General features: G+C 67.2%; 14 protein-coding genes and 1 pseudogene. 7 read left to right on the forward strand and 8 right to left on the reverse strand.

Annotated features, from left to right (window positions below; translation table 11 throughout):
- The first annotated feature begins 5 nt into the window (after positions 1–5).
- The 4 genes from arsB (at position 6) to KBC94_RS11685 (ending at position 2,770) form a co-directional block, all read left to right on the forward strand.
- On the forward strand, positions 6–1,091 hold the full coding sequence (gene arsB, locus KBC94_RS11670; RefSeq protein WP_012202422.1) for an ACR3 family arsenite efflux transporter: 1,086 nt from the start codon (positions 6–8) through the stop codon (positions 1,089–1,091).
- A 14-nt stretch (positions 1,092–1,105) separates the two neighbouring features.
- A complete protein-coding gene (gene arsC, locus KBC94_RS11675; protein WP_012202423.1) occupies positions 1,106–1,528 on the forward strand; it encodes an arsenate reductase (glutaredoxin) in 423 nt (140 codons plus the stop codon).
- Positions 1,521–2,243 (forward strand): arsenical resistance protein ArsH, encoded by a 723-nt coding sequence (gene arsH, locus KBC94_RS11680; RefSeq protein WP_012202424.1) that lies wholly within the window; start codon positions 1,521–1,523, stop codon positions 2,241–2,243. The genes arsC and arsH overlap by 8 nt, the downstream gene beginning before the upstream one ends.
- A gap of 95 nt (positions 2,244–2,338) precedes the next feature.
- A complete protein-coding gene (locus tag KBC94_RS11685; RefSeq protein WP_012202425.1) occupies positions 2,339–2,770 on the forward strand; it encodes a hypothetical protein in 432 nt (143 codons plus the stop codon).
- An 89-nt stretch (positions 2,771–2,859) separates the two neighbouring features.
- On the opposite strand, the pseudogene KBC94_RS11690 reads toward KBC94_RS11685, so the two are convergent.
- The 7 genes and pseudogenes from KBC94_RS11690 to KBC94_RS11720 form a co-directional block, all read right to left on the reverse strand.
- A pseudogene (locus tag KBC94_RS11690) lies at positions 2,860–3,000 on the reverse strand (transcriptional regulator); the annotation flags it as partial.
- Positions 3,000–3,524: an AlpA family transcriptional regulator gene (locus KBC94_RS11695; RefSeq protein WP_012202427.1), complete on the reverse strand. Its 525-nt coding sequence runs from the start codon at positions 3,522–3,524 to the stop codon at positions 3,000–3,002. The gene KBC94_RS11695 and the pseudogene KBC94_RS11690, both read right to left, overlap by 1 nt.
- A 4-nt stretch (positions 3,525–3,528) precedes the next feature.
- The gene (locus KBC94_RS11700; protein WP_012202428.1) at positions 3,529–3,807 is read right to left on the reverse strand and encodes a hypothetical protein; all 279 of its coding nucleotides are present in this window, start codon (positions 3,805–3,807) and stop codon (positions 3,529–3,531) included.
- 175 nt (positions 3,808–3,982) lie between these two features.
- Positions 3,983–5,182 (reverse strand): site-specific integrase, encoded by a 1,200-nt coding sequence (locus KBC94_RS11705; protein ID WP_016451583.1) that lies wholly within the window; start codon positions 5,180–5,182, stop codon positions 3,983–3,985.
- 235 nt (positions 5,183–5,417) lie between these two features.
- A complete protein-coding gene (locus KBC94_RS11710) occupies positions 5,418–6,350 on the reverse strand; it encodes an electron transfer flavoprotein subunit alpha/FixB family protein (protein ID WP_294370180.1) in 933 nt (310 codons plus the stop codon).
- A gap of 32 nt (positions 6,351–6,382) precedes the next feature.
- Positions 6,383–7,132 (reverse strand): electron transfer flavoprotein subunit beta/FixA family protein, encoded by a 750-nt coding sequence (locus KBC94_RS11715; RefSeq protein ID WP_294370181.1) that lies wholly within the window; start codon positions 7,130–7,132, stop codon positions 6,383–6,385.
- Positions 7,133–7,405: 273 nt separating this feature from the next.
- Positions 7,406–8,740 (reverse strand): mechanosensitive ion channel domain-containing protein, encoded by a 1,335-nt coding sequence (locus KBC94_RS11720; RefSeq protein ID WP_294370182.1) that lies wholly within the window; start codon positions 8,738–8,740, stop codon positions 7,406–7,408.
- A 142-nt stretch (positions 8,741–8,882) separates the two neighbouring features.
- Between KBC94_RS11720 and KBC94_RS11725 the strand changes: the two genes are divergently transcribed.
- Positions 8,883–9,218: a hypothetical protein gene (locus KBC94_RS11725; protein WP_017761807.1), complete on the forward strand. Its 336-nt coding sequence runs from the start codon at positions 8,883–8,885 to the stop codon at positions 9,216–9,218.
- 12 nt (positions 9,219–9,230) lie between these two features.
- Here the strand turns inward: KBC94_RS11725 and KBC94_RS11730 are convergent, their stop codons facing one another.
- Complete coding sequence (locus KBC94_RS11730; protein WP_294370188.1) at positions 9,231–10,190, reverse strand: histone deacetylase family protein; 960 nt, start codon at positions 10,188–10,190, stop codon at positions 9,231–9,233.
- A gap of 77 nt (positions 10,191–10,267) precedes the next feature.
- Here KBC94_RS11730 and KBC94_RS11735 point away from each other — a divergent pair, with 77 nt between their 5' ends.
- On the forward strand, positions 10,268–11,188 hold the full coding sequence (locus tag KBC94_RS11735) for an AAA family ATPase (RefSeq protein WP_294370380.1): 921 nt from the start codon (positions 10,268–10,270) through the stop codon (positions 11,186–11,188).
- Between the two features lie 11 nt (positions 11,189–11,199).
- Positions 11,200–12,168: a DUF58 domain-containing protein gene (locus KBC94_RS11740; RefSeq protein WP_294370191.1), complete on the forward strand. Its 969-nt coding sequence runs from the start codon at positions 11,200–11,202 to the stop codon at positions 12,166–12,168.
- The last annotated feature ends 6 nt before the right edge of the window (positions 12,169–12,174 follow it).

The following is a 12,174-nucleotide window of genomic DNA, read 5'->3' on the forward strand; positions in this document are numbered from 1 at the left end:
GCGCGATGAGTGTTGGAACCCAAACGGCCGGCCGCGTGCCGGCCACCTCCACCATGAGCGTCTTCGAGCGCTACCTGAGCGTGTGGGTGCTGCTGTGCATCGTCGCCGGCATCGCGCTGGGCCAGTTCGCACCCAACGTATTTCAGGCCATTGGCCGCATGGAGATCGCCCAGGTTAATCTGCCGGTCGGTCTGCTGATCTGGATCATGATCGTGCCGATGCTGCTGAAGGTGGACTTCGGTGCGCTGGGCCAGGTCAAGCAGCACTGGCGCGGCATCGGCGTGACGCTGTTCGTCAACTGGGCGGTCAAACCGTTCTCGATGGCGCTGCTGGCCTGGATCTTCGTCCGCCAGGTCTTCGCTCAGTGGCTGCCGGCCGACCAGCTCGACAGCTACGTTGCCGGCCTCATCCTGCTGGCCGCCGCGCCCTGCACGGCGATGGTGTTCGTCTGGAGCCGGCTGACCGGGGGCGATCCGGTATTCACGCTGTCGCAGGTGGCGCTGAACGACACCATCATGGTGTTTGCCTTCGCGCCCATTGTCGGCCTGCTGCTGGGCCTGTCGTCCATCACGGTGCCGTGGGCCACGCTGCTGGTATCGGTCGGCCTGTACATCGTGATTCCGGTCATCCTGGCCCAGCTCTGGCGCCGTGCTCTGCTGAACAAGGGCCAAGCCGCCTTCGACCGGGCGCTGGAGCGCATCGGCCCGCTGTCGATCGCGGCGCTGCTGCTCACGCTGGTGCTGCTGTTCGCCTTCCAGGGCGAGGCCATCATCCGCCAGCCGCTGGTCATCGCCATGCTGGCGGTGCCGATCCTGATTCAGGTGTTCTTCAACTCCGGCCTGGCCTATTGGCTCAGCCGCAAGGCCGGCGAGCAGCACAGCATCGCTTGCCCCTCGGCGTTGATCGGCGCCTCCAACTTCTTCGAGCTGGCTGTAGCGGCCGCCATCAGCCTGTTCGGCTTCCAGTCCGGCGCGGCGCTGGCCACCGTGGTCGGCGTGCTGATCGAGGTGCCGGTGATGCTGCTGGTCGTTCGGATCGTCAACCAAAGCAAGGGCTGGTATGAGTGCGGCCCGAACCCTGCCCGCAGATAAGCAAGGCATTTCCCATGAGCAGTATCACGATATATCACAACCCCGTCTGCGGCACGTCGCGCAACGTGCTGGCCCTGATCCGCAACAGCGGCGAGGAACCCACGGTCATCGAATACCTGAAGACACCGCCCGACCGCGAAACCCTGCAACGCCTGATCACGGACATGGGCGTGCCGGTGCGCGCGGTATTGCGCGAGAAGGGCACGCCCTACGCGGAACTCGGCCTCGATGACCCGAAGTGGAGCGATGCGCAGTTGATCGACTGCATGCTCCAGCATCCCATTCTGATCAACCGCCCTATCGTGGTGACGCCGCTGGGCACGCGGCTGTGCCGGCCTTCGGAGGCCGTGCTGGACATCCTGCCGCAATCACAGCGCGGCGCGTTCAACAAGGAAGACGGCGAAGCGGTCGTGGACGCGGAAGGCCGCCGTGTCTGAATCCAGAATCGACCTACCCAATATCGACACCGCGCTATTCCAACTGCCCGATACCCAACGGCTGCTGACACCCGAGCGCGCCACGCACGCGCCGCGCTTCCTATTGCTCTATGGCTCGCTACGCGAGCGCTCGTTCAGTCGCTTGGCCGCTGAGGAAGCGGCTCGCATCCTGCGCGCGCTCGGCGGTGAGACGCGCATGTTCAATCCCTCGGGCCTGCCACTGGTGGACGATGCACCCGCCGACCATCCCAAGGTCAAGGAACTGCACGAGCTGGCCCAGTGGGCCGAAGGCATGGTGTGGAGTTCGCCCGAGCGCCATGGGGCCATGACGGGGTTGATGAAGACGCAGATCGACTGGATTCCGCTGTCGGCCGGCGCAGTGCGCCCGACGCAGGGCAAGACGCTGGCGGTGATGCAGGTCTCGGGCGGCTCGCAGTCCTTCAACGCCGTCAACCAGATGCGCGTGCTGGGCCGCTGGATGCGGATGCTGACCATCCCCAACCAGTCCTCGGTCGCCAAGGCGTACCAGGAGTTCGACGAGGCCGGGCGCATGAAGCCCTCGGCCTACTATGACCGCATCGCGGACGTGATGGAGGAGCTGATGAAGTTCACCCTGCTCACGCGCGATGCGGCGCCGTACCTCGTGGACCGCTACAGCGAGCGCAAGGAAAGTGCGGAAGCACTGAGCCGGCGCGTCCAGCAGACGGCTATCTGAACACTCCCCCTAAAAAACAAGCACTTCACTCACCAATCCGTCGTGACGCTAATCTGATGCGCCATCGCAGCGACAGAAACGGATCGGAGAACAGAATGGGAATTTCCAGCAGCAAGGTCTACAAGCAGGCCGATGAGGCCGCTGCGTTTGCGCATATCAGGGAGCTCGCAGAAAAGGAACCCGTCGATGACGAGACGGCTTCGGAATTGTGGCTTGAGGCAGAAGCCATCGTGGACACCTACATCGAGGCCGCTGAGTCGCGGTCCATAGAGGACTTGCCCTCCAGGCAGGAACTGGGCGAGTCCTGCTTTTGGCTGTTGTTCCAGACGAAAGTTTTGCGGGAGGACGAGCATTACCGGCTGATCGTCGAACTGCTGTCGCCACAGCTCGGGCTGTCCCTGTTCGATTTGCTGCCCCGCGTCCGAAAGCTCCGCGAAGCGGCCCTTGACGCACTGGAGGCCATGGTCAAGAAGCCATCAATGGATCGTCCGACAGCGCCGCAAGCGTGCGAGGACGACCTTTTCTGATGGGAAGCTGGTGGCACCTCCGAGCCGAAATTCTCGTATCAGCGATACGAGAATTCATCGGCTGCGGAAGATCGAGCGTCAGCACCGAACGTCCGCGCCATCTGGCGCAGCACAGTCGGCAGTTCGGCCTGGTCGCCGTCCTCCAGAACACCGTTGATGACTTCGAGCGCGAGCGCCGGGTCGCTGCGGTACAGCTCGGCCATCGCTTCGTCATGGGGTCTGCTTTTCATCAGCCCACCAGCGCTTCCAGTTCCTCGAACGCCAGGCGCGGCAAGCGCCGGCCTTCCTTGGCCACGTTGACCTGCAGGGCGGCCCGCGCCACGTCCAGCACCTCCCGCGCCAGGGCATAACCGCCCTTGGCCTGCATCCAGCCCAGCACATCCGCCAGATGCCAGATCGACGCGCTGCCCTCATGCACCGGCGCCGGGAAGCTACCCGGATGGGCCAGCATCAGCTTGCGCATATTCTGCCGCGACACGCCCACGATGTCGGCCACATCGGTCAGCCCAACCAGATCAGGCGCCACTTCGATCAGCCGGGCCGAGGGTGCGGCACGGCGCACATCGGCCAGCGCGCTGCGCACTGCCTCATCTGCATCCACCGCCTCGCGGGTAAATTCCAGCGCCAGCCGCCCCGGCTGCCCGATGCCGACCAGGGCATCGTCGCAGCCGGCTTCACCCAGGCGCTCGACCAGTGTCTGCGAATCGCGGTCGTCATCGGTGAGCTGGTATTTGAGGGTAAAGGTGTATTCCATCGCGCTATTCCTGGGTGCCATCGTCATCCGCCTCGCGCTGCTGGCGGTCCATGGTGCAGTTGTCCACGGCGCGCCGTAAGGCGCGGGCATGGTTGCCGGGGTTCTTCGGCGTGCTCCATACACTGGTAATGCAGAACTCGCCGCAACGGCATTCCTCATCGTTGTACGGGCAGTACATCCGCCCCCAGGCATGGCTACCGCCGACTTCGACACGCCAGCCTTGCCCTTCGGCGTGTCGCAGCGCATCCTCGACCTCTTTCTTCGGGTGAGAGGAACGGGCCATCAGCGACCTCCAGTATGGGGATGATGCGCAAGGTTGTCAAGTGACAACCTTGCTGCAAGGCTTGGTGACCCACGCTCGAATTGTCGCGACAGCGTCGCGACAATTCGGCGGGCCTGATTTCCGACACGAAAGGCTGGCAACGCCGCGCCTGCCGCAGCCGACGGCATCTTGCCGTTCATGCGGACGCCTGCTCGGTGCGTTGCGCCCCGGTGATCGTCTTGCGCCGGTTCGCCACCAGCTCGGCGGCCTGCCGCACCGGATCGTCCTCCGTGTGGACGTACCGCATGAACATCGCCACGGTCTTGTGCGCCGTCAGCGCCATGCCCACCTTCACCGGAATCCCCGAGTTGGCGATGTCAGTGGCCGAACGGTGGCGGATGCCATGCGTGCCCACGTGCGTAGCGCCCGCCGCCTTCAGGATGCGGCACCAGGCACCGTAATACTCGCCCTCGGTGAGATGCTTGGCCGGGTCGTTCGGCGACGGCAGCACGTAGGGGCAGCCGTCCCGGCGCGGCGCGGTGGACAGCAGCCGGTAGGCTTCCTCGCTCAAGGGCTTGGACATGCCACCTGTCTTGCTATCGGGCCAGACCACGCGGCGGTTGTCCAGATCCACCCATGCCCATTCCAGCGAGATGATCTCGGAGCGCCGCCCGGCAAACTCGAATTGCAGGCGGATCGCCAGCGGGATGACGTAGTTCTCCAGCCCTTCGGCCTCGATACCGTCAAGGTGCCGGAACAGCTTGCCCATGTCCTCGTCGCTGATGAGGTGGGTGGCCTTGCCGTCGGGGTACACCGGGACGTGGCGGCATGGGTTGGTGCCGTCCGGCCGATAACCCCAGACCTCGGCCAGGTTGAACATCTTGCGCATGACGCTGAAAGCGCGGTTCGCCTCGGCGGGCTTGTGCGCCATCTTCTTCATCGCCCCGGCCACGTCCGGGCGCTTCACGTCCTGAACCTTGATGCGGCCCAGGAAGGGGACGATGCAGCGGTCGATGACGCCCTGGTAGCCCCGGCGGGTGCTGGGCTTGTTGCGTTGCTTGGAGTGATCCTCCATGAACTTCACGCACAGTTCCGTGACCGTGGGCGCCTTGCGCGCCGCCGCCTTGTCGGCGGCCGGGTCGCCGCCCCGGCGTACCTGGGCCAGCCATTCCTGGGCCAGCGAGCGGGCCTGCTCGACGGTCAGTTCGCCATACAGGCCCAAAGCGGGTTTGCGGCGCTCGCCGGCGTTCGTGCGGTACTGGAGCATGAACACCTTGCGGCCCGCTGGTGTAATCTTGCACAGGAAGCCGGGCACCAGCGTGTCCCGCAGTTCGACGGCCTGCGCCTGGGGTTGTGCCGCATCCACTGCGGACTTGGTGAGCTTGATTTTTGCCACGATGACTCCTCGGAAAGACCCGGTTTCCAGGGGCCACATGGGAGCCACGAGGCAGGAAGCCGGATCAGGTTTCAGAAAGCACCGGCATATGATGAACGCGCCTAAGTTATTGATAAACCTGCTGTATCTGGCTTCGGCGTAGTCCAGCGAATTACGGTACTGAAGTCAGTGTGAAATGAAAAAAGGGCATCGCGAACGATGCCCTTGAAGTTGCGCTTCGGCGGTGGCGAGGGCCTCAGAGCGCCTTCACCAGCTCCGGCACGGCCGTGAACAGGTCGGCTTCGAGGCCGTAGTCGGCCACGCTGAAGATCGGCGCTTCGGGGTCCTTGTTGATCGCCACGATCACCTTGGAGTCCTTCATGCCGGCCAAGTGCTGGATGGCGCCCGAGATGCCGGCGGCCACGTACAGCTGCGGCGCCACGATCTTGCCCGTCTGGCCCACCTGCAGGTCGTTGGGCGCATAGCCCGCGTCCACCGCGGCGCGGCTGGCGCCGATGGCGGCACCCAGCTTGTCGGCCAGCGGCGTCATCACTTCCTGGAACTTCTCGCTGCTGCCCAGCGCGCGGCCGCCCGAGACGATGATCTTGGCCGCCGTCAGCTCCGGACGGTCGTTCTTGCTCACCTCGCGGCCCACGAATGCACTCTTGCCGCTGTCGGCAGCGGCGTCCTTGGTCTCGACCTGCGCGCTGCCACCGGTGGCAGCGGCGGCGTCGAAGCCCGTGGTGCGCACGGTGATCACCTTCTTGGCGTCGGCCGATTGCACGGTGGCGATGGCGTTGCCGGCGTAGATCGGGCGCTCGAAGGTGTCGGGGCTGTCGACCTTCGTGATGTCGCTGATCTGCGCCACGTCCAGCTTGGCGGCCACGCGCGGAGCGACGTTCTTGCCCGCGGCGGTGGCCGGGAACAGGATGTGGCTGTAGTCGCCGGCCAGGGCCAGCACCTGGGCCGCGACGTTCTCGGCCAGGCCCTCGGCCAGGCTCGCGCCGTCGGCATGGATCACCTTGGCCACGCCGGCGATCTGCGCGGCGGCCTGGGCGGCGGCGCCCGCGTTCTGGCCGGCCACCAGCACATGGACATCACCGCCGCAGGCGGCAGCGGCCGTGACGGTGTTCAGCGTGGCGGGCTTGATCGACTGGTTGTCGTGTTCTGCAATGACGAGTGCGGTCATGTCTTGTCTTTCCTTCGTCGTGTTTGTGCCGATCAGATGACCTTGGCTTCGTTCTTGAGCTTGTCGACCAGGGTGGCGACGTCGGGCACCTTCACGCCGGCACCGCGCTTGGCCGGCTCGCTGACCTTCAGGGTCTTCAGGCGCGGCTTGACGTCCACGCCCAGGTCCTCGGGCTTGACGGTGTCCAGCGGCTTCTTCTTGGCCTTCATGATGTTGGGCAGCGTGACGTAGCGCGGCTCATTGAGGCGCAGGTCGGTGGTGACCACGGCCGGCAGGCTCAGGCTGATGGTTTCCAGGCCGCCGTCGACTTCGCGCGTGACCTTGGCCTTGTCGCCTTCGACCTCGACCTTGCTGGCGAAGGTGGCTTGCGGCAGGTCGGCCAGGGCGGCGAGCATCTGGCCGGTCTGGTTGGCGTCGTCGTCGATGGCCTGCTTGCCCAGGATGATGAGCGCGGGCTGTTCCTTGTCGACCAGGGCCTTGAGCAGCTTGGCCACGGCCAGGGGCTGCAACTCTTCGGTGGTCTCGACCAGGATCCCGCGGTCGGCGCCGATGGCCATGGCGGTGCGCAGCGTTTCCTGGCACTTGGCCTCGCCGCAGCTGACGGCGATGACCTCGGTGGCCACGCCCTTTTCCTTCAGCCGCACCGCCTCTTCGACGGCGATCTCGTCGAAGGGGTTCATGCTCATCTTGACGTTGGCGATGTCCACCCCGCTGCCGTCGCTCTTGACGCGCACCTTCACGTTGTAGTCGACGACCCGCTTGACGGGGACCAGAATCTTCATTGGCTTGACTCCGTTGATTGCAAAAGGCGTGTTGCTGCGCAACTCAGCAAAACATTCTAGGGCGACCCCTCCGGCGGGCGTGCTTTGCCCGCTGGGGCGACGCGGGCGGCCAGCGCCGGCGCCATAAAAAGAACGATCGTGCTTTTTTGAAGATTATAGTGACGGATTCCTCGTGCGCTGCAGCATTGGCGACACGAACCGAGGGACAAGGCCGGCGCTGGAAAGGCCGTTCATCACCGGTCGGGCCCCTTTCGCGGCCCGCAACGGCCTCGTTCAGGCGCCTCCGGTGGCGATCCGGTCCCCAGCCGAGGGCTGGCTGTCGCCGCCCCCGCCCGGGGGCGTCTGCGGGCCCGCACCGGCCGGCAGCGACGCCACCCGCACGACGCGCTGCGGAAAAGGAATGTCGATGCCGGCTCGCCGCAGTCCTTCCAGCACCGCGATGTTGACCGCCGAGCGCACGTTGTCCCTGCCCTTGTCCGGATCGCTGATCCAGTAGTTGAGCGTGAACTCCAACCCGTCGGCACCAAAGTTGGTGAGGAAGGCCACCGGCTTCGGGTCGGCCAGCACCCGGTCCTGCGCGGCGGCGGCCTCGCACAGGATCGCCTGCACCTGCGTCGGCTCGCTGTCGTACCCCACGGCGATGACGGTGTTGAGATTGGTCTTGAGGTCCGCGAGCGTCAGGTTCTCGACGCGGCCCGTGATGATCGACTCGTTGGGCACGATGGCCTGCCGGCCGTTGCCGGCGCGGATCAGCGTATAGCGGGTTTTGATGTCCGTGATGCGGCCTTCGAACGTGTCGACCTTGACGCTGTCGCCGATGCGGATCGAGCGCTCCAGCAGGATCACGAAGCCGCTCACATAGTTGGCCGCGAGCTTCTGCAGGCCGAAGCCCAGGCCCACGCCCAGCGCGCCGCCCAGCACCGAGAGCGCGGTCAGGTCCACGCCGACCGCCGACAAGGCAAACAGCAGCCCGACCAGCAGCAGCCCGGCACGCACCGCGTTCGAGGCCACCTTGCGCATCGACAGGTCACTCACCGCCGGCGTGAGCAGCCGCTTCTCGATGGTGGACGAGATCCACAGCGTGATCATCAGCACCACGCCGCACGACAGCACGCCTTCAAACAGCGTGCGCAGGCTGACCCGCGTCTTGCCGAAACCGAGGTTGATCGCCTCCAGCTCGTCCAGCACGGGCGGCAGCAGCCCCACGATCCAGAGAATGGCGGCCGCCCACGCCACCCATGAGATGGTGCGCTCCACCAGCCGCACCAGCGCAGAAGCCGGGAACACCCGCCGCAACACCCGCGCGAAGAGCCGGATGGCCAGCAGCGCCAGGAAGATCGACACCGCCACCCGCAGCAGCAGCGTGGGCTGCACCGTCAGCAGCAGCCGCCGCGCCAGATCCGTGAAGGCCAGCGCCAGCAGGGGAAAGAGCAAGCCGTCGAAGCTCTTCTCGCCGAACCACAGCGAATCACCCGGCTGGTCGCGGCCGAACCACCGGGTCACGCCCCAGGCCAGCAGCAGGCACAGCACCAGCGCGGCGATCTCGGTCCACAGTGTGCGGGCATGCACCTCGGAGAGGCGCTGTACGAATCCATTCCAGTCGAGCATGCGCTGGCGGCTTCCCCTTCGGGGAAGATCACGGGAGTTGCGGGAGGCGCGAGGGTAACAAGCGGCGTTGGCCCGGCAAGCAGACGTCGATGTCAGCCGGCAACCTTCGGCATGCGGGGTGCCGACGCACAATCATCGGCCCATGCCGCGCCGCCGCTCACGAGACCACCACCACGTCTACGTCGTGCTGCTGTCCGAGCGCGTGTGGAACGAGCCGGCCTTCCGGCGCGCCAACCCGGACCACGACATCCTCAAGCCCTGCGTCTACGTCGGCATGACCGGCCTGGACCCGGACCTGCGCTTCGACCGCCACATGGCTGGGGTGCAGGCCAATCGCTTCGTCTTGAAGTACGGCGAGCGACTCATGCCCGAGTTGTACGAGGCCTACAACCCCATGCCCTACCGCGCCGCCGTCGAGATGGAGGTGGAACTGGCGATCGGCCTGCGCGAGGCCGGCTATGGCGTATGGCAAGCCTGAGCGCGCCAGCGCTCAGAGGTCGGCCAGCACCCGCACATGCGCCTCGACGCTGCGCGCCAGCGCGTCGAGGTTGTAGCCGCCTTCCAGCATCGAGACGATGCGGCCCTTGGCATGCCGGTCGGCCACCTCGCGGATGCGGCTGGTGATCCAGATGTAGTCGTTCTCGTTGAGGCCGAGCTGGCCCAGTTCGTCCTCGCGGTGGGCGTCAAAGCCGGCGCTCACGATCAGCAGCTCGGGCCGGAAGGCCTCCAGCCGGGGCATCCACACCGCCTCGATCATCTCGCGCACGTCCATGCCGCGGGTGTACGCCGGGATGGGCACGTTGACCATGTTGTCGGCCGGATGGTCGGTGCCGCTGAACGGGTAGAAGGGATGCTGGAAGATGCCCACCATCAGCACCCGTGGGTCGCCGGCCAGGATGTCCTCGGTGCCGTTGCCGTGGTGCACGTCGAAGTCCACCACCGCCACGCGCGAGATGCCGTGCTCGTCCAGCGCATGCCGCGCCGCGATGGCCACGTTGTTCAGGAAGCAGAAGCCCATGGCCTGCTCACGGCAGGCATGATGGCCCGGCGGGCGCACGGCGCAGAAGGCGTTCTGCAGCTGCCCGCCCATCACCGCGTCGGTGGCCGCGATGGCGGCACCGGCCGCGCGGCGTGCCGCCAGCAGCGTGCCGCGACAGAGGGAGGTGTCGGGGTCGACGGGGGCATGGTCAGGGCCGCCGGCGGGCGCATCGGCCACCAGGCGCTGGGCCAGGGCTTCGAGCCGCTCCATATGCTCCGCGCTGTGGGCCCGGGTGATCTGGGCCAGCGTGGCCAGGGGAATGTCGTCGTCGTGGCGCTCCAGCGCATCGGCCACGCCGGTGACGAGCAGCCGGTCCTCGATCGCGTCCAGGCGCTCGGGGCATTCCGGGTGGCCGCGCCCCATTTCGTGCTTCCAGAAATCGCGGTGCGTGTAGTAGCCGGTGTTGCCCATGTCTCGTCTTCTCGTGCATGGCCCCAGGCGGCGGCCGGCCGGGGCGCATGCGCTATCTTCTGCGGATGGATACCAAAATGGACGTGGCCGCCAAGCTCGCCGCCTTGCTGAATCAGCTTAACACGGTGATCGTCGGCAAGGCCGCCCAGGTGCGCGACGGCGTGGCCTGCCTGCTCGCCGGCGGGCACCTGCTGATCGAGGACGTGCCCGGCGTCGGCAAGACCACGCTGGCCCATGCCCTGGCCCATACCTTCGGACTGCAGTTCTCGCGCGTCCAGTTCACCGCCGACCTGATGCCGGGCGACCTGTCGGGTGTGTCCATCTACGACCGCGGGCAACAAGGCTTCGTCTTCCATCCCGGCCCGGTGTTCACCCAGGTGCTGCTGGCCGACGAGATCAACCGCGCCAGCCCCAAGACGCAGAGCGCGCTGCTCGAGGCCATGGAAGAAAAGCAGGTCACCATCGAAGGCCAGACCCGCCCCCTGCCCGAGCCCTTCTTCGTCATCGCGACGCAGAACCCGCTGGATCAGCTCGGCACCTTCGCGCTGCCCGAGTCGCAGCTGGACCGCTTCCTGATGCGCATCTCGCTCGGCTACCCGGACCGGGCGGCCGAGCTGGAACTGCTCTCGGGCGCCGATCGCCGCCAGATGCTGGGCACGCTGCCCGCGCTGCTGACCGCGGGCGAGCTGCGGGCGATCCAGCAGCGCGTGCTGCAGGTGCATGCCGCCCCGGCACTGCTGGCCTACCTGCAGGACCTGATCGAGGCCACGCGTTCCGGCCGATGGTTCTTGCAGGGTCTGTCGCCGCGCGCAGGCATCGGCGTGCTGCGGGCCGCCAAGGCTCAGGCGCTGCTCGCCGGCCGCGACTATGCGGCGCCCGACGACATCCAGGCCGTGCTGCCGCAGACCATCGCCCATCGCCTCAACCCGGTGGGCGATGCCGGCCGGGGCGCCGTCGAGCAGGTGCGCGCCATGATGGCCGCCGTGGCGCTGCCCTGACACACGCGCTCATGGCCCTCGCCCTGCGCCAGCGCATGGAGACCTGGCTGCTCGCGCGCCGGGCGCCCAGCGACCAGGTCACGCTCACGCAAAGGCAGGTGTACATCCTGCCGACCCGCGCCGGGCTGCTGCTGGCCGCCACGCTGCTGGTGCTTCTGGTGGCCTCGATCAACTACCAGCTCAACCTGGGCTACCTGCTGACCTTCCTCATCGCTGGCTGCGCGGTGGCGGGCATGCATGTGGGCCACGGCACGCTGCGCGGCCTGCAGATGCACCTGCTGCCGCCCGTGCCCGGCCATGCGGGCACGGCGGCCGTGCTGCGGGTGGTGCTGCACAACACGGGCCGGCGCACGCGCTTCGGCATCGGGCTGGCCGTGCGAGGCAGCGGGCATTGGTCGTGGACGGATGTGCCCGCGCAGGGCGAGACCCCGGTGGACATCGGCTTCCTGCCGCCACGCCGCGGCCTGCATGCCGTGCCCATGCTCACGGCCGAGACGCGCTTTCCGATGGGCGCCTTCCGCGTCTGGACCGTCTGGCGCCCGGCGGCGCAACTGCTGGTCTGGCCTGCCGCCGAGGTGGGTGCGCCGCCGCTGCCCACCGGCCCCGCGGATGCGGACAACACCAGCCCGGCCCGGCGCCAGGCCGGCGGCAGCGGCTTCGAAGGGGTGCGCGTCTACCAGCGTGGCGACCCGCTGCGCCAGCTGGTGTGGAAGCGCGTGGCCCGCGCGCAGGCGGCCGGCTCCGAGGAATTGGTCAGCCGCGACAGCCAGCAGTCCTCGCGCCATTCGCTCTGGCTGGATGCCGCCGCCACCGGCCTGCCCGATGCCGAGGCGCGGCTGTCCCGCCTGACTGCCTGGGTGCTGCAGGCCGACCGGCTGGAGCTCGACTACGGCCTGCGCATCGGCGGGCGCAGCCTGGGGCCGTCGCGTGGCGAAGCCCACCGACGTGCCTGCCTCGAAGCCCTGGCCCTTGCCCCGTGATGCCGC

The organism is Pseudacidovorax sp., from assembly GCF_017991995.1.
Taxonomy (GTDB): domain Bacteria; phylum Pseudomonadota; class Gammaproteobacteria; order Burkholderiales; family Burkholderiaceae_C; genus Xenophilus.

Bases quoted from the DNA above. Each gene is read 5' to 3' on its own strand.
- arsB (WP_012202422.1), top strand. From the start codon at position 6: ATGAGTGTTGGAACCCAAACGGCCGGCCGCGTGCCGGCCACCTCCACC.
- arsC (WP_012202423.1), top strand. From the start codon at position 1,106: ATGAGCAGTATCACGATATATCACAACCCCGTCTGCGGCACGTCGCGC.
- KBC94_RS11685 (WP_012202425.1), top strand. From the start codon at position 2,339: ATGGGAATTTCCAGCAGCAAGGTCTACAAGCAGGCCGATGAGGCCGCT.
- KBC94_RS11695 (WP_012202427.1), bottom strand. From the start codon at position 3,524: ATGGAATACACCTTTACCCTCAAATACCAGCTCACCGATGACGACCGC.
- KBC94_RS11700 (WP_012202428.1), bottom strand. From the start codon at position 3,807: ATGGCCCGTTCCTCTCACCCGAAGAAAGAGGTCGAGGATGCGCTGCGA.
- KBC94_RS11710 (WP_294370180.1), bottom strand. From the start codon at position 6,350: ATGACCGCACTCGTCATTGCAGAACACGACAACCAGTCGATCAAGCCC.
- KBC94_RS11715 (WP_294370181.1), bottom strand. From the start codon at position 7,132: ATGAAGATTCTGGTCCCCGTCAAGCGGGTCGTCGACTACAACGTGAAG.
- KBC94_RS11720 (WP_294370182.1), bottom strand. From the start codon at position 8,740: ATGCTCGACTGGAATGGATTCGTACAGCGCCTCTCCGAGGTGCATGCC.
- KBC94_RS11725 (WP_017761807.1), top strand. From the start codon at position 8,883: ATGCCGCGCCGCCGCTCACGAGACCACCACCACGTCTACGTCGTGCTG.
- KBC94_RS11730 (WP_294370188.1), bottom strand. From the start codon at position 10,190: ATGGGCAACACCGGCTACTACACGCACCGCGATTTCTGGAAGCACGAA.
- KBC94_RS11735 (WP_294370380.1), top strand. From the start codon at position 10,268: ATGGACGTGGCCGCCAAGCTCGCCGCCTTGCTGAATCAGCTTAACACG.
- KBC94_RS11740 (WP_294370191.1), top strand. From the start codon at position 11,200: ATGGCCCTCGCCCTGCGCCAGCGCATGGAGACCTGGCTGCTCGCGCGC.